Below are 15,320 nucleotides of genomic sequence, written 5' to 3'. Positions count from 1 at the left end.
AGGCGTGGAGATCTTCGAGTACGCCCCCGCGCCGGAGTCACGGTCCATCGTGTCCATCCGGCCGTCGTACGACCTGTTCATCGACGGCGAGTTCGTCGAGGCCAAGAGCGACGAGCGCATCGTCACGGTCAACCCGGCCGACGAGGAGCCGCTGGCCGAGGTGGCCGCCGCCGGCGAGGCCGACGTGGAGCGGGCGTTCGCCGCCGCGCGGCGGGCGTTCGAGCGGGTGTGGTCGCCCCTGCCCGGCGCCGAGCGCGGCAAGTACCTGTTCCGGATCGCGCGGATCATCCAGGAACGCGCCCGCGAGCTCGCCGTGCTGGAGTCGCTGGACAACGGCAAGCCGATCAAGGAGACCAGGGACGTCGACCTGCCGCTGGTCGCGGCCCACTTCTTCTACCACGCCGGCTGGGCCGACAAGCTGGCGCACGCGGGGCTCGGTCCGGCCCGGCCGCTGGGCGTGGCCGCGCAGGTCATCCCGTGGAACTTCCCGCTGATGATGCTGGCCTGGAAGGTCGCGCCCGCGCTGGCCACCGGCAACACCGTGGTGCTCAAGCCGGCGGAGACCACGCCGCTGACGGCGCTGGCGTTCGCCGAGATCTGCCAGGAGGCGGACCTGCCGCCCGGTGTGGTGAACATCGTCACCGGCGCCGGCGACACCGGCCGCGCCGTGGTCGCCCACCCGGACGCCGACAAGGTCGCCTTCACCGGCTCGACCGAGGTGGGCAAGCAGATCGCCCGCGCCGTGGCGGGCACGGGCCAGCGGCTGACGCTGGAGCTGGGCGGCAAGGGCGCCAACATCGTCTACGAGGACGCGGCGATCGACCAGGCGGTCGAGGGGATCGTGTCCGGGATCTTCTTCAACCAGGGCCACGTGTGCTGCGCGGGCTCGCGGCTGCTGGTGCAGGAGTCGATCGCCGAGGAGCTGCTGGCGCGGCTGCGCGCCAGGATCGAGCGGCTGCGCCTGGGAGATCCGCTGGACAAGAACACCGACATCGGCGCGATCAACTCCGCCGCGCAGCTGGCCAGGATCCGCGAGCTGGCCGCCGCCGGCGAGGCGGAGGGGGCCACGGGCTGGTCGCCGCCGTGCCCCCTCCCGGAGCGCGGCTACTGGTTCCCGCCCACCGTGTTCACCGGCGTCACGCAGGCGCACCGGATCGCCCGCGAGGAGATCTTCGGGCCGGTGCTGTCGGTCCTCACCTTCCGCACCCCGGAGGAGGCCGTCGCCAAGGCGAACAACACGCCGTACGGGCTCTCGGCCGGGGTGTGGACGGAGAAGGGCTCCCTGATGTTGTGGACCGCGAGCCGGCTGCGCGCCGGCGTGGTGTGGTCCAACACCTTCAACGTGTTCGACCCGGCCAGCCCTTTCGGCGGCTACAAGGAGTCCGGTTACGGCCGCGAGGGCGGGTTGCTCGGTCTGGAGGCATACCTCAATGGGTGAACGGATCACGCCGATGCGGGAGGCTTACCGTGGCTGACATCCCCCCGCGCATCCCCCCGCGCATCCCCCCGCGCATTCCCGTGCGCAGGACGTACAAGCTCTATGTCGGAGGCGCGTTCCCGCGCTCGGAATCAGGCAGGTCGTATCCCGTGACGTCGTCGGCAGGAGTGCACCTCGCCAACGCCGCCCTGGCCTCCCGCAAGGACGTGCGCGACGCCGTGGTGGCCGCCCGCGAGGCGTTCCCCGGCTGGTCTGGCCGGACGGCGTACAACCGGGGGCAGATCCTCTACCGGATCGCCGAGATGATGGAAGGGCGGCGGGCGCAGTTCGCCGACGAGGTCGCCGCGGCGGAAGGGGTGAGCGCGGGCAGGGCACAGGCGATCGTGTCGGCGGCCGTCGACCGCTGGGTGCACTACGCCGGGTGGGCCGACAAGTTCGGCCAGGTGCTGGGCGGCGCCAACCCGGTGTCCGGCCCGTACTTCAACCTGTCCCAGCCGGAGCCGACGGGCGTCGTGGGCGTCTTCGCGCCGCCCGGATCGCCGCTGCTCGGGCTGGTCTCGGTGCTCGCGCCGGTGATCACCTGCGGCAACACGGCGGTGCTGGTGGCGAGCGAACGCGCCCCGCTGCCGGCCGTCACGCTGGCCGAGGCGCTGGCCACCTCCGACCTGCCGGCGGGCGTCGCGAACATCCTGACCGGCCGCCTGGCCGAGCTCGCCCCGCCGCTGGCCGGCCACGCCGACGTGAACGCCCTCGACCTGACCGGCGCGGGCGCGCTGGCGGCCGAGCTGGAGGCCCTGGCGGCGACCACGCTCAAGCGGGTCCTGCGGCCCGGCCAGGACGACTGGGCCGACCCGGACCCCGGGCTGTCGCGCATCAGGCCGTTCGTGGAGACCAAGACGGTCTGGCACCCGATCGGCCGCTGACCCCCGCTCGACGAGATCTGAAGGACGAGCGGCGGGAGGGGTGCGGCCGACGACGCGTTCGACGCGTTCGAAGCGCTCGCGGAACGCGGTGGCCGAGGCGAACCCGGTGATCAGCGTGCGGGACGGATGCTGTCGCCGGGGTCGAACGACGTCGGCAGCTCCAGGTCCCGCAGCTCTCCGCCGCTCTCCAGGCCGGCGAGCAGCATCCGCGCGGGCGCTCGTTCTTGATCATGTACGTGATGAGCTCGCGTTCGTGCCCGGCGATCAGCATCTCGGGCACGTCCGGCTGGAAGTAGAAACCGAGGTGCCACAGGAACAGCCCGCCCGAGACGTTCTCCACGGTCAGCGCCGTGTGGTCCTCGAAGCCGAACCCGGGGAACAACGCCTCGGCGAACACCAGGGCGTTGACGCGTCCACGGTGCCGGGCGGCCAGCTGGTAGCCGATCACGGCCCCCAGTCCTCGCCCATCACGCCGTAGGAGTCGTGCCCGAGAAAGGCCGTCAACGCGGCGATGTCGTCGCTCATCGTCGCGGAGTCGTACCCGTCCGCCGGATGGTCGGAGTCGCCGAGGCCGCGCAGGTCCGGCACGACGACGGTGTGCCGGGCCGTGAGCCTCGGGACGAGGTACCGCCAGTGGTAGCCGGTCTTGGGCACCCCGTGCAGCAGCACCACCGCCGGCCCCGAGCCGGCCGTCCGGTAGTGCAGCTTCGTCCCGTTGACGGCGGCCCGGCCGGTGCGTCCCGCCGCCACCTCGACCACATCGAGGCGTCCCGGCGCCGCTTCGACAACCCCGGGACGACGGACCCGGGCGTCAGCGGGTGAAGCGGGGCAGGACTCCTTCACCGAACCAGTAGGCCTCCTCCAGGTGCGGGTAGCCCGACAGGACGAACTCCTCGACGCCCAGCGAGGCGTACTCCTCCACCAGCTCGGCCACCCGGGCGTGGCTGCCGACCAGGGCCGTGCCGGCCCCGCCGCGCACCAGCCCGACGCCCGCCCACAGCCCGGGGTGGATCTCCAGGGACCTGACGTCACCGCCGTCGAAGCCGGCCTGCAACGCCAGCATGCGCTGCTGCCCGACCGACGAGCTGCGGCCCAGCACCGTACGGGCGCGGGCGATGTCGGCGGGGTCGATCGCCGACAGCAGCCGCTCCGCCTCGGCCCAGGCGGCGGCGTCCGTGTCGCGGGAGATGACGTGCAGCCTGATCCCGAAGCGCAGCTCGCGGCCCTCCGCCGCGGCCAGCTCCCGCATCCAGGCGATCTTGCCGGCGACCTGCGCGGGCGGCTCGCCCCAGGTGAGGTAGACGTCGACGTGCCGGGCGGCCACCGGCCCCGCGGCGGGCGAGGAGCCGCCGAAGTAGATCTGCGGCAGCGGGTCGGGCGGGATCGAGACGGTCGCTCCGTCCACGTGGTAGTGCTCGCCCTTGAAGTCGTACGGCGTGCCGCTCCACGCGCCCCGCACGATGCCGAGGAACTCGTCGGTACGCGTGTACCGCTCGTCGTGCGACAGGTGGTCGCCGAAGCGGCGCTGCTCGGCGTCCTCGCCGCCGGTGACGACGTTCAGCAGCAGCCTGCCGCGCGACATGCGCTGGTACGTGGCGGCCATCTGCGCGGCGAGCGTGGGCGACAGGAAGCCGGGCCGGAAGGCGACCAGGAACTTCAGCCGTTCGGTCTCCCGGGTCAGCGCGGCGGTGACGAGCCAGGCGTCCTCGCACCACGTGCCGGTGGGCGTGAGCACGGCCTCGAAGCCGAGCTGCTCGGCCGAGCGGGCGACCTGGGCGAGGTATTCGATGTCGGGCTCACGGAGGCCGCCTCGGTGCCCGTGGTCACGGGTCAGGCCGTGACCGCCCCCGACGAGCTGCCTGCTGTCTCCGTTCGTGGGCAGAAACCAGTGGAACTTCACTGCGCTCCCTCGTTGTACCTGGCGTCGGTGATGTCGGCGATCTCGACGGTGCCGGGGATCAGCCCGGCTTCGGCGAAGGCGTCGGCGACCTGCTGTTCGCGGCCGATGACGTCGGCGTCGAGCTTGAGGTCGGTGTAGCGGTTGCGCGGCACCGCCGTGGCGATGACGCCGGGGGGCAGCCCGGTGAGCCGGGCGTAGACCTCGGTCCACTCCGCGGGGTGTTCGTTGGCCCAGGTGTGGGCGCGCCGGACGCGGGCCACGAAGTCGCCCAGCGCCCTGGCCCTGGCGGGGTCGCCGAGGGCGTCGGTCCCGGCGATCTGGAACTCGAAGCCGTTGGCGTACCCGGTGGCGTCCACCAGGATGCGCGCGCCGATCTGGTGCTGGGCCTGGGCGGTGTACGGGTCCCAGATCGCCCACGCGTCGACGCGACCGGTGGACAGGGCGGCCAGCGCGTCGGGTGGCTGCAGGTACTGCGGGCTGATGTCGGCGAAGCTCAGCCCGTTCTTCTTCAGTACGGCGAGCAGGTGGTAGTTCGCCGAGCTGCCCTTGGCGACCGCGATCTTCTTGCCCTTGAGCCCGGCGACGGTCGTGATGGGCGAGCCGGACGGCACCACGACGGCCTGCCCGCCGAGGCCCTTCTCCGACACCCCGACGATGGTGATCTTCGACCCGGCCGCGGCGGCGAAGACGGGCGGCGCGTTCCCCACGGTGCCGACGTCGACGGAGCCGGCGTTGACGGCCTCCAGCATGGGCGGCCCGGAGGTGAACTGCGACCAGGTGATGTCGTAGGGAACGTCCTTGAGCTGGCCGGAGGCTTCGAGCAGGGCCTGCATGCCGGTTCCCTTCTGGTCGCCGACGCGCAGCGTCACCCGCCCGCCGTCGGCCGCGTCGGCCGCGTCGGCGGCGCCGCCGGATCCGCCGCAGGCCGCCGCGCAGGCGAGCATGACGGCGAGCACGACAGCTCTGATGGCTTTCACGCGGTCTCCTCCGGGTCGACGCCGAGCCGCCGCAGCAGGCCGGCGCGCAGGGCGACGAGGTCGTGGTGGTCGCGATGCCGGGGCCTGGCCAGCGGCACGGCGCTCTCGTGGGCGATGCGGCCCTCGTCGAGCACGAGCACCCGGTCGGCCAGCAGCAGGGCCTCGTCCACGTCGTGGGTGACGAGCAGGATGCCGGGCCGGTGGCGTTCCCACAGGTCGAGGACGAGCCGGTGCATGGAGATCCGGGTGAGCGCGTCGAGCGCGCCGAACGGCTCGTCCAGCAGGAGCAGAGCGGGCTCGCGCACCAGGGCGCGCGCCAGCGAGACGCGCTGGGCCTCGCCGCCTGACAAGGTCAGCGGCCAGGCGTTCAGGTGCTTGGTCAGTCCCACCTCGGCCAGCGCGGCGCGCGCCCGCCCCACGGGGTCGTGGCCGCGCAGCCCGAGCGCGACGTTGGCGAGGACCCGCTTCCACGGCACCAGCCGGGGCTCCTGGAACGACACCGCCACCGCCGCGTCCACGCCGATCTCGCCGCGCGCCTCGCGGTCGAGCCCGGCCAGCACGCGCAGCAGCGTGGACTTGCCCGAGCCGCTGCGCCCGAGCAGCGCCACGAACTCGCCGCGCGCGATGTCGAGGTCGATGCCGCCGAGGACGCGCCGGTCGCCGAAGCTCCGGGTCAGGCCGCGTACGGTGGCCGCCTGCCCGGCGGCCGGCTCCGCGCTCAGCCGAGCAGCCCGCGTCGCCATGCCAGCGCCCTCCTCTCCAGCAGCCGGACGAGCCAGTCGGTGACGAGGCCGAGCGCGCAGTACACGAGCAGGCCGACCACGATCACATCGGTCCGCAGGAACTCCCGGGCATCGTTGATCATGTAGCCGAGGCCGGAGTCGGCGTTGACCTGCTCGGCCACGATGAGCACCAGCCAGCCCACGCCCAGGCTCTGCCGCAACCCCACGAGCACCTGCGGCAGCGCGCCCGGCAGTACGACGTGCCGGATCAGCTCGCCGCGGCTCAGCCGCAGCACCTCGGCGACCTCGGCCAGCTTGGCGTCCACTCCCCTGATCCCGGCGAAGGTGTTGAGGTAGAGCGGGAACGCCACCCCGAGCGCCAGCAGCGTGACCTTGGGCGTCTCGCCGATCCCGAACCACAGGATGAACAGCGGGATCAGCCCGAACAGCGGCAGGGCGCGGAGCATCTGCATGGGCGGGTCCACGGCGTACTCCCCCGCCCGGCTGAGCCCCGCGACGAGCGCGAGGCCGACTCCGGCGACCGCGCCGACGGAGAACCCGGCGGCGACGCGGCCCAGCGAGACGGCCAGGGCCTCGGGCAGCGTCCCGGAGCTCACGAGGTCGAGCGCGGTGGCGGCGACGGCGGAGGGAGCGGCGAGCAGGCGCTCCGGCAGCAGCCCCGTGGAGCTGGCGAGCTGCCAGAGCGCGAGCAGCGCCAGCGGACTGACCAGCCGCCACCCTGTGCCGGGAAGACGCCATCGGACGGGCGCCGCCCTGGACGCCGCGGGGAGATCGAGCTCGGTGGAGGCCATACCGCCATGCTGCGCAGTATTACCCTCTAAGTCAATAGGGATTCCCTGGAATACGTCCTGCTAGCGTCCGTCGTGCGACAAGCGAGGTTTGTGAGAATTTGGAAGGTATAGTCCACTAAACCTACTGAGTTTTTATGGAGTGACGTTGACCAGCAAGTTCGTCGGCGTGATCGCCGCGCTCGCCCTCGCTCTCGCCGCGTGCGGATCCGGCGGCGGCGAGCCGGGCGGCGGTCCGGCCGGGACGCCCGACGCCGGCGCGACGATCGAGATCGGCTCGCTGTACGAGCCGCAGAACCTCGACAACACCGCCGGCGGCGGTCAAGGCGTGACGGAGGCCTTCAACGGCAACGTCTACGAGGGCCTGTTCAAGCTGACCGACGACGGCAAGGTGGAGAACCTGCTGGCCGAGAGCTACGAGGTCTCCGACGACGGCCTGACCTACACCTTCAAGCTCCGTCAGGGCGTGACGTTCCACTCCGGCAAGGCGCTGACCGCCGCCGACGCGAAGACCAGCATCGAGCGGGTCATCTCCGACGATTCGCAGTCGGCGCGCAAGAGCAGCCTCACGGCGATCGAGTCCGTCGAGGCGCCCGACGACGCCACGGTCGTGGTCAAGCTGTCGAGCCGGTCGATCTCACTGGTCTACAACCTGAGCTACGTCTGGGTCGTCAACGCCGAAGGCAAGGACCTGACGACGGGCGAGGACGGCACGGGGCCGTACAGGCTGGGCAGCTGGAAGCGTGGCTCCACCCTCAGCCTGGAGCCCTTCCCCGGGTACTGGGGTACGGCTCCCGCCAACGGCGGCGTGGTGTTCCACTACTTCACCGACGCCACGGCGCTCAACAACGCCCTGATCACCGGAGCCGTGGACATCGTCACCAGCCAGCAGAGCCCCGACGCGCTGGCGCAGTTCACCGGCAACCCCGACTACAAGATCAGTGAAGGCCACTCGACGACCAAGCTGCTGCTGGCCTTCAACGACCGCAAGGCGCCGTTCGACGAGCCGCTGGTGCGCAAGGCCGTCTCCTCGGCCGTCGACGACGCCAAGCTGCTGGAGTCGGTCTGGGCCGGTCACGGCAGCGTGATCGGCTCGATGGTGCCCCCCACCGACCCGTGGTACGAGGACCTGACCTCGGTCAACCCGTACGACGTCGAGCTGGCCAAGAAGCAGCTCGCGCAGGCCGGGTACGCCGACGGCTTCCGGTTCACCCTCGACACGCCCAACTACGACCCGCACCCGACGGCGGCCACGTTCATCAAGAGCGAGCTGGCCAAGGTGGGCATCACGGTCGACATCAACGTCATCACCGCCGACGAGTGGTACACGAAGGTGTACAAGAACCACGACTTCGCGGCGACGCTGCAGGAGCACGTCAACGACCGCGACGTGGTCTGGTACGGCGACCCCGACTTCTACTGGGGCTACGACAACAAGCAGGTCACCGACTGGATCGAGCAGGCCGAGCAGGCCAGGACCGCCGAGGAGCAGACCGAGCTGCTGAAGAAGGCCAACCGGCGGATCGCCGAGGACGCCGCCAGCGACTGGATCTACCTCTACCCGCAGATCGTCGTGGCGGCCTCCGACCTGTCGGGCTACCCGGTCAACGGCCTGAACTCGCAGTTCTACGCCTACGGCATCAAGAAGGGCTGATGGGGCGCTACCTGCTGCGCCGTACCGCCTTCCTGCTCGGCTCGCTGCTGGCGGCGGCCGCGCTGCTGTTCGTGCTGCTGCGGCTGCTGCCCGGCGACCCGGCGAACGCGCTGCTGTCCGTCGGCGCCACGCCCGAGCAGATCGCGGCGGCGCGCCGGCAGATCGGCTCGGACCTGCCGCTGCTGCAGCAGTTCGGCTCGTGGCTGGCCGGGCTGGCGCGGCTGGATCTCGGCACGTCGTTCGTCAGCAGGCTGCCCGTCGGCCCGGAGATCGCCGCGCGGCTGGTCGTGACCGTGCCGCTGACGCTGCTGGCGTTCGTCCTGGCGGTGGTGATCGCGCTGCCGGTCGGGTTCGTCGCGGCCTGGCGGTCCGACCGCTGGTACGGCCTCCTGCTGAACGGCGTCTCGCAGCTCGGCATCGCGGTCCCCGCGTTCTGGATCGGAATGTTGCTGGTGACGGTGTTCGCGCTGCGGTTGCGGCTGCTGCCGGCGGGCGGGTTCCCGCGCGACGACTGGGCCGAGCCCGGCAGGGCGCTGACCTCGCTGGCGCTGCCGGTCGTCACGATCGCGCTGGTCATGTCGGCCTCGCTGATCCGCTACGTCCGCTCGGCCACCCTCGACGTGCTCGGCAGCGACTACCTGCGCACGGCCCGGGCGCTCGGCTCGTCGTTCGCGGGCGCCATGTGGCGGCACGGGCTGCGCAACGCGGCGGTGCCCGTCGTGTCCATCCTCGGCATCGAGCTGGCCACGACGTTCCTCGGCGCGGTGGTCGTGGAGAGTGTGTTCACGCTGCCGGGGCTCGGCACGATGCTGGTCGAGGGCATCGCCGAGCACGACTATCCGGTCATCCAGGGCGTGCTGGTGGTGAGCACGTTCGCGGTGCTGGTGATCGGCTTCGCCGCCGACCTCGTCCAGCGGCTGATCGACCCGCGGCTGCGGGCCCACGTGGGCGGAGGACGTCCATGAGGGGCCGGACCGCGTTCGTGATCGGCTGCGTGCTGGCCGGGCTGATCCTCGCCATGGCCGCGCTGTCGCTGGTCTGGCTGCCGTACGACCCGTCCGACACCACGGGCGGGCGGCTCGCGCCGCCGGGCGACGGCCACCTGCTGGGCACCGACAAGCTGGGCCGCGACCTGCTGACGCAGCTCATGGTCGGCGCCCGCATCGCGCTGACCGTCGGGATCGGCTCCGTGCTCCTCGGCGCGCTGCTCGGGGTGGCCGGCGGGCTGCTGGCCGGGTTCGCGAGCGACTGGCTGGACGACGCGCTGTCGGCGGCGCTCGACATCCTCATCGCGTTCCCGACACTGCTGCTCGCCATGCTGGTGGTGGCGGCGCGCGAGGCATCGCTCGGGTCGGCGGTGCTGGCGATCGGGCTGGCCATGTCGGCGATCGTGGCCCGGCTGACCCGGGTGCTGGTCATGCGCGTGCTCGCGCAGGACTACGTCACGGCCGCACGCACCTCGGGCACCTCGTGGCCGCGCGTGGTGATCGAGCACGTGCTGCCGAACATCTGGCCCACGCTGCTGGTCAACCTCTCCCTCCAGCTCGGGCTGGCCGTGCTGGCCGAGGCGTCGCTGTCCTACCTCGGGCTGGGGCCTCCGCCGCCGAACGCCTCGTGGGGCCGGCTGCTGCAGGAGGCGCAGGCCACCGTGCTGACCGCGCCCCTGGGCGCCGTCGCGCCCGGCGTGCTGCTCGTCGTCCTCGTGGTGGGCGTGAACCTGCTGGCCGACGGCTTCCGTGACCTGGCCGACCCGACGCGCAGGAGGAGCCGATGACGCTGCTGGACGTCGCCGGCCTGTCGGTGCGCCGCGCCGACGGCCGCGACCTGGTGCGCGACCTGTCCTTCACCCTCGCCCCCGGCGAGCGGCTCGGCCTCATCGGCGAGTCGGGCTCCGGCAAGTCGTTGACCGCGCTGGCCGTCATGGGCCTGCTGCCCGCGGGCATGACCGCGCACGGCAGCGTGACGCTGGCCGGGACGCAGGTGGTCGGAGCCCGCGACAAGGAGCTGGACCGGGTGCGCGGACGCAGGGTCGGCGTGGTCTTCCAGGAGCCGCTGACGGCCCTGGACCCGTTGATGCGCGTCGGCCGGCAGATCGCGGGGCCGATCCGCCGCCGTCGCGGGCTGCGCGGCGCACCGCTGCGCGCCGCCGTCGCCGCGGCGCTGGGCGAGGTACGCCTGCCGGAGAGCCTCGCCCGCGCCTACCCGCACGAGATCTCCGGCGGGCAGCGGCAGCGGGTGGCCATCGCCATGGCGCTGGCGTGCGAGCCCGAGGTGCTGATCGCCGACGAGCCCACCACGGCGCTGGACGTCACGGTGCAGGCCGAGATCCTCACGCTGCTGGACCGGCTGGTCGCCGGGCGGGACATGGCGCTGCTGTTCATCAGCCACGACCTGGCGGTCGTCGCGGACGTGGCCGACCGGGTGATCGTGCTCAAGGACGGCTCCGGCGTGGAGTCGGGAAGGACGCGTGACATCGTGCGCGAGCCCCGCCACCCGTACACGCGCGCACTCGTGGACAGCGCGCGGGCGCTGGAGGGCGCGCTGGATCGGCTGGCTCCATGAAGGGGCCGACGGAGGTGCTGGCGGCGCGCGAGGTGGGCTTCGCCTACCGCGGCGGCCGTCCGGTGCTGGAGGACGTCTCGGTCTCCGTGACGACGGGGCGCAACCTGGCGCTGGTCGGCGAGTCGGGAGCCGGCAAGACCACACTGCTGCGGCTGCTGCTGGGCCTGGCCAGGCCGACGGCCGGTCAGGTGCTCTTCGACGGCGCCCCGATCGCCCCGCGCGACCGGGCGTTCCGGCGGGCCGTGCAGCCGGTGTTCCAGGATCCGTACTCCTCGCTCGATCCGCGCCAGCGGGTCGAGCGGATCGTCTCCGAGCCCCTGCGCTCGCTCGGCCTGCTGTCCGGCTCCCGGGCGGCCCGGCGCGAGGAGGCCGCCGATCGGGTGGCCGAGGCGCTGCGCTCGGTGGAGCTGCCCGCCGACGCGGCCCGCCGGTACCCGCACGAGTTCTCGGGCGGCCAGCGGCAGCGCATCGCGATCGCCCGGGCCATCGTGTGCCGGCCGCGCGTGCTGCTCGCCGACGAGCCGGTCAGCGCGCTCGACGTGTCGACGCGGGCGCGCGTGGTGGAGCTGCTCGCCGGTCTGGCGGAGAGCCACGGCCTGACGGTGGTGGTGGTCTCGCACGACCTCAGCCTGGTGGCGGCGCTGTGCGCGGAGACGGCGGTCATCGAGCAGGGGCGCGTGGTGGAGCAGGGGGCGACGGCGGACGTGCTCGGCTCCCCCGCGCACCCGTACACGCGCAAGCTCATCGCGAGCGTCCCCCGCCTCAGCCGGGCCGCCCGGCTGCGCTGACCGGCGCGCTCGTCCTGCCACCTCCAGCCGGGCGGCACCGCGGCGCTGACCGGCGCGCACGTCCTGCCACCCCGGAGGGCCCGTCCACCAGGCGGCTGCCGGCGTCCCTGTGGGCTCACCCGAAGTCGCGGCGGCGGAGGGCGAGCAGTCCGCCGCCGAGCAGGACCGCCGTGACGGCGAGCAGGGCCAGGATCGGTCCAGCGTCCATGGGTGCTGCGGCGAAGGCGTTGGGGATGTAGTGGAACGGCTCCAGCGGGCTGCCGCCCCACCGCCCGTACAGGGGGCCGGCGACCTGCCCGAGCGCGACGGTCAGGATCCAGACGGCCCAGGAGATCGCCGCGCTCGCCCGCGGCAGCGTCGCGTAAGCGAGCAGGCACACCGCCCCGACGCACCAGGCGGCCGGCACGGCGCCCAGCGCCCCGGCCAGAAAGCGGGGCAGGTCGGTGGCGAGGTCGCCCACGAGCACCGAGTACAGCGTGCCGAACACGAGCCCGGCGGCGGCCATCAGCGCCGTCGTGCCGAACCCGGTCACGACCAGGTGCCCGGCCGCCCACCGGAGCCGGGTCACCGCGGTGGCCTGGACGACCTGCGCGCGGCCTGAGGTCTCCTCCGAGCGCAGCCGCAGTGTCATGAGCACCGGGTAGAGGGCGATGGCGTAGGCGAGGATCAGAAGCATGTACCAGGAGTAGGCGCCGAGCGTCTGATCTGCGGGTACGCCGAGGGTGTTCCTGATGTTGTCGGCCACGATGCTCGGTCGCGAGAGCAGATCCCGGCCCAGCGGGCTCAACCCGGCTGCCGCCGCCGCGAAGAACGCGACCCCGGCCGTCCATTTCAGCAGCAGGCCGCGGTGCAGCCGCCAGGCCAAACTGATCGGGCCGCGCAGCTCCGGTGCCGTCGCGCGCCCGAGGCGTTCGGGCAACAGCCCGGCGCCGAGGTCACGGTGGCCGAGCAGCTGAGAGGCGACGGCGGACAGGACGGCGCCGGCCAGGATCGAGATCCCGAGCATCCACCACCGTTCGTCCTGGTAGGGCTGCACCAGATGGCTCCAGCCGATCGGGGACAGGTACTTCAGCCAGTACTGGGCGCTCGCATCACCGGCATAGCGCATCACGAAGGAGATGGCGAGCACGGACAGGCCGATCACGGTGGCCGTACGGGCGTCGTGCGCCAGTTGGGCGGCGACGGCGGCGACGCCCGCGAACACCCAGCCCGCCACCGTGATGGCGGCCCCGTAGGCCAGCGATCCGACGGGTTCGAGCCCGACCCCGATCAGCACGACGGCCGCCACCAGCCCACCGAGCAGACTGATCCCCGCCGCCACCAGCATGGCGGCGATCAGCTGAGCGTGGCGGCTCACCACGGCGGAGCGGACCAGCTCGCTGCGGCCGGCGTCCTCCTCCCCGCGAGTGTGCCGGACGACTGACATGACCGCCGCCAACGCGCTCGCCAGATGGAGGAACCCGCCGCTGCGCCACGTGGCGAGCACCTCCAGCCGCGGTTCGGCGAATCCACCGCCTAACCCTTGGAGGAAGGCGTTGCTGCGGATGATCTCGATGTAGGCGAGTTTCAGCTCGTAGGTGCCCATGTTCCTGTTGATGTAGGCGACCATCGTCAGGGCCAGGGTCGCGATCAGCAGGATCCACCAAGGGGCGATGGCCCGTTCGCGGCGCAGCGCCAGGCGGGCGAGGTGACCGGCGCCCGTGAAAGAGGTCATCGTGCCGCTCCTACCTGTCGCCCGTCGTTCCTGCCGGTGCGGTCGTAGTGCCGAAGGAACAGCTCCTCCAGGGTGGGGGGCCGGCTGACAAGACCGCGTACGCCGGTGCCGGTGAGGTGGCGCAGCACGGCGTCCAGGTCCGTGGTGTCGACGTCGAACCACACCCGGCTGCCCTCGGTGCGCAGGTCGTGCACGCCGGGCAGGCCGGCCAGCCCCTCCGGCGGCGCCGCCAGGTCGGCCTGGATGGAGGTGCGGGTGAGATGGCGCAGGCCGGCCAGGGTGCCGGTTTCGACCGTGCGCCCGTCCTTGATGATGGTCACCCGGTCGCACAGCGCCTCGACCTCGGCCAGGATGTGGCTGGACAGCAGTACGGTCCGGTTTCCGCGGCGCTGCTCCTGGCGTACCGTCTCGCGGAAGACCTCCTCCATCAGGGGGTCCAGACCGCTGGTGGGCTCGTCGAGGATGAGCAGCTCGACGTCGGAGGCCAGCGCGGCGATCAGGGCGACCTTCTGCCGGTTGCCCTTGGAGTAGGCACGGCACTTCTTGCGGGGGTCCAGGTCGAAGCGCTCCAGCAGCTCGGCGCGGCGCCGCTCGTCGAGCCCGCCGCGCAGCCGTCCGAGCAGGTCGATCACCTCGCCGCCGGACAACTGAGGCCACAGCGTGACGTCTCCGGGCACGTAGGCCAGCCTGCGGTGCAGCCGCGTCGCGTCGGCCCACGGATCGCCGCCGAGCAGCCGGGCGGTGCCCGCGTCGGCGCGAAGCAGGCCGAGCAGGATGCGGATCGCGGTGCTCTTGCCCGCGCCGTTGGGCCCCAGGAAGCCGTGCACCTCTCCGGTTCCCACGACGAGATCGAGCCCGTCCAGCGCGCGGGTGGTGCCGAACGTCTTGACCAGGCCTGTTACCGACATCGCGTCACTCATCGGGATGCTCCTCGGGCGAACGGAGTGCGGCTCCGGGGTCTGTCCGGGTCCTGTCCAGGGCGTCGCGGTACGCGGCGGCCTCCTCAGGGCTGAGCCAGGGGTGGGAGTAGAGGTCGAGCACGGTCAGGGCGAGCAGGTGGGCGCCTTCCTGGCTGGACACGTCGACGCCCAGCCCTCGGGACACGTGTCGGCGGAGGATTCCGACGGCCAGCGCCATCGCCGTGCCCACCGTCGCCCTGGCCTTGCGGTCGGTGAAGGGAGGATCGGAGCGGCGCTCGTCGAGCCCCGCGAGCCACTGCTCGCTCATCTGGACCATCGCGTCGAACACCGGCTCGGCCCATCCCTCGGTCAGGGCGCGCGCCAGGTATCGCTGGTAGGGGCCGAGGGCCGCCATGGAGGCCGCGACGTAGTTCACGCCGTTCATGCCGCCGGCGGCCGTGTCGGCGCCTACCTGCTCGTTGATCCTGCTGATCAGCTTGACCAGGTGGGCGTCGCACGCCTCGCGCAGCGCCTGCTTGGACCCGAAGTGATGGCGCAGCAGTCCCGGGGAGACGCCCGCGGTCTCGGCGATCGCCCGGGTTGTCGCCCTCTCGAAGCCGTGCTCCCCGAAATGCCGCAGGGCCGCGTCTCTGATCCGCGCGCGAGCGGTCAGGTCCTCAGGGTCCGGTCTGATGTCGTCACTGCCCATGGCTCCTGTCCATTCGCATAGAGAATTGTTCGTGCGGACAGGATGCTATGCGGTTGCATAGGAGACGTCCAGCGCGAGAGGGGATGGGGCCTTGGGGGCGGCTGGTCGAGCAGGGATCAGCGGCGGCCGGCCCCGGATGCCCCGCCGTCCAGGGGTCGCTGCGGGCACTTTTCGTGGCGGGGACTCCACCGAGACGCGTCGGCGGAAGCCGCTCGTCCGGGGTTG

General features: G+C 72.4%; 15 protein-coding genes. 7 read left to right on the top strand and 8 right to left on the bottom strand.

From position 1 onward, the window contains the following. The first annotated feature begins 10 nt into the window (after positions 1-10). The gene (locus E1286_RS06700) at positions 11-1,438 is read left to right on the top strand and encodes an aldehyde dehydrogenase family protein (RefSeq protein WP_187368129.1); all 1,428 of its coding nucleotides are present in this window, start codon (positions 11-13) and stop codon (positions 1,436-1,438) included. A gap of 29 nt (positions 1,439-1,467) precedes the next feature. Continuing rightward, the gene (locus E1286_RS06695) at positions 1,468-2,361 is read left to right on the top strand and encodes an aldehyde dehydrogenase family protein (RefSeq protein ID WP_246074519.1); all 894 of its coding nucleotides are present in this window, start codon (positions 1,468-1,470) and stop codon (positions 2,359-2,361) included. 444 nt (positions 2,362-2,805) lie between these two features. On the opposite strand, the gene E1286_RS49070 is transcribed toward E1286_RS06695, so the two are convergent. The 5 genes from E1286_RS49070 to E1286_RS06670 all read right to left on the bottom strand — a co-directional run bounded on the left by E1286_RS49070 (position 2,806) and on the right by E1286_RS06670 (position 6,772). Beyond that, positions 2,806-3,111, bottom strand: coding sequence for an alpha/beta fold hydrolase (locus E1286_RS49070; RefSeq protein WP_223189624.1), 306 nt, complete (start codon positions 3,109-3,111; stop codon positions 2,806-2,808). A gap of 61 nt (positions 3,112-3,172) precedes the next feature. After that, positions 3,173-4,261, bottom strand: a complete 1,089-nt coding sequence (locus E1286_RS06685; protein WP_132609770.1) for an LLM class flavin-dependent oxidoreductase — start codon at positions 4,259-4,261, stop codon at positions 3,173-3,175. Continuing rightward, positions 4,258-5,238 carry an ABC transporter substrate-binding protein gene (locus tag E1286_RS06680; protein WP_246074517.1) on the bottom strand — a complete coding sequence of 327 codons (981 nt, stop codon included), beginning with the start codon at positions 5,236-5,238 and terminating at the stop codon, positions 4,258-4,260. Before E1286_RS06680 ends, E1286_RS06685 begins: the two co-directional genes overlap by 4 nt. Next, positions 5,235-5,981 (bottom strand): ABC transporter ATP-binding protein, encoded by a 747-nt coding sequence (locus tag E1286_RS06675; protein ID WP_132609768.1) that lies wholly within the window; start codon positions 5,979-5,981, stop codon positions 5,235-5,237. The genes E1286_RS06680 and E1286_RS06675 overlap by 4 nt, the downstream gene beginning before the upstream one ends. Further along, a complete protein-coding gene (locus E1286_RS06670; RefSeq protein ID WP_132609766.1) occupies positions 5,957-6,772 on the bottom strand; it encodes an ABC transporter permease in 816 nt (271 codons plus the stop codon). Before E1286_RS06670 ends, E1286_RS06675 begins: the two co-directional genes overlap by 25 nt. Positions 6,773-6,917: 145 nt before the next feature. Here E1286_RS06670 and E1286_RS06665 point away from each other — a divergent pair, with 145 nt between their 5' ends. Genes E1286_RS06665 through E1286_RS06645 form a run of 5 tightly spaced genes read left to right on the top strand, consistent with a single transcriptional unit; the run spans position 6,918 to position 11,773 of the window. Then, positions 6,918-8,423 carry an ABC transporter substrate-binding protein gene (locus E1286_RS06665; protein ID WP_223189622.1) on the top strand — a complete coding sequence of 502 codons (1,506 nt, stop codon included), beginning with the start codon at positions 6,918-6,920 and terminating at the stop codon, positions 8,421-8,423. After that, positions 8,423-9,388 (top strand): ABC transporter permease, encoded by a 966-nt coding sequence (locus E1286_RS06660; protein WP_132609764.1) that lies wholly within the window; start codon positions 8,423-8,425, stop codon positions 9,386-9,388. The genes E1286_RS06665 and E1286_RS06660 overlap by 1 nt, the downstream gene beginning before the upstream one ends. After that, the gene (locus tag E1286_RS06655; protein ID WP_132609762.1) at positions 9,385-10,197 is read left to right on the top strand and encodes an ABC transporter permease; all 813 of its coding nucleotides are present in this window, start codon (positions 9,385-9,387) and stop codon (positions 10,195-10,197) included. Before E1286_RS06660 ends, E1286_RS06655 begins: the two co-directional genes overlap by 4 nt. Then, positions 10,194-10,985, top strand: a complete 792-nt coding sequence (locus E1286_RS06650; protein ID WP_132609760.1) for an ATP-binding cassette domain-containing protein — start codon at positions 10,194-10,196, stop codon at positions 10,983-10,985. The genes E1286_RS06655 and E1286_RS06650 overlap by 4 nt, the downstream gene beginning before the upstream one ends. Next, positions 10,982-11,773, top strand: a complete 792-nt coding sequence (locus E1286_RS06645) for an ABC transporter ATP-binding protein (RefSeq protein ID WP_132609758.1) — start codon at positions 10,982-10,984, stop codon at positions 11,771-11,773. Before E1286_RS06650 ends, E1286_RS06645 begins: the two co-directional genes overlap by 4 nt. Positions 11,774-11,888: 115 nt before the next feature. On the opposite strand, the gene E1286_RS06640 is transcribed toward E1286_RS06645, so the two are convergent. The 3 genes from E1286_RS06640 to E1286_RS06630 are packed head-to-tail and all read right to left on the bottom strand — an operon-like array spanning position 11,889 to position 15,095. Continuing rightward, the gene (locus E1286_RS06640; RefSeq protein WP_132609756.1) at positions 11,889-13,487 is read right to left on the bottom strand and encodes an ABC transporter permease; all 1,599 of its coding nucleotides are present in this window, start codon (positions 13,485-13,487) and stop codon (positions 11,889-11,891) included. Next, positions 13,484-14,407 (bottom strand): ABC transporter ATP-binding protein, encoded by a 924-nt coding sequence (locus tag E1286_RS06635; RefSeq protein WP_132609754.1) that lies wholly within the window; start codon positions 14,405-14,407, stop codon positions 13,484-13,486. Before E1286_RS06635 ends, E1286_RS06640 begins: the two co-directional genes overlap by 4 nt. After that, complete coding sequence (locus E1286_RS06630) at positions 14,400-15,095, bottom strand: TetR/AcrR family transcriptional regulator (RefSeq protein WP_132609752.1); 696 nt, start codon at positions 15,093-15,095, stop codon at positions 14,400-14,402. Before E1286_RS06630 ends, E1286_RS06635 begins: the two co-directional genes overlap by 8 nt. Positions 15,096-15,320: the final 225 nt, after the last annotated feature.

The organism is Nonomuraea terrae (genome assembly GCF_004348995.1).
In the GTDB taxonomy this organism is placed as follows: domain Bacteria; phylum Actinomycetota; class Actinomycetes; order Streptosporangiales; family Streptosporangiaceae; genus Nonomuraea; species Nonomuraea terrae.
This window is presented reverse-complemented; position numbering and strand designations above follow the sequence as displayed.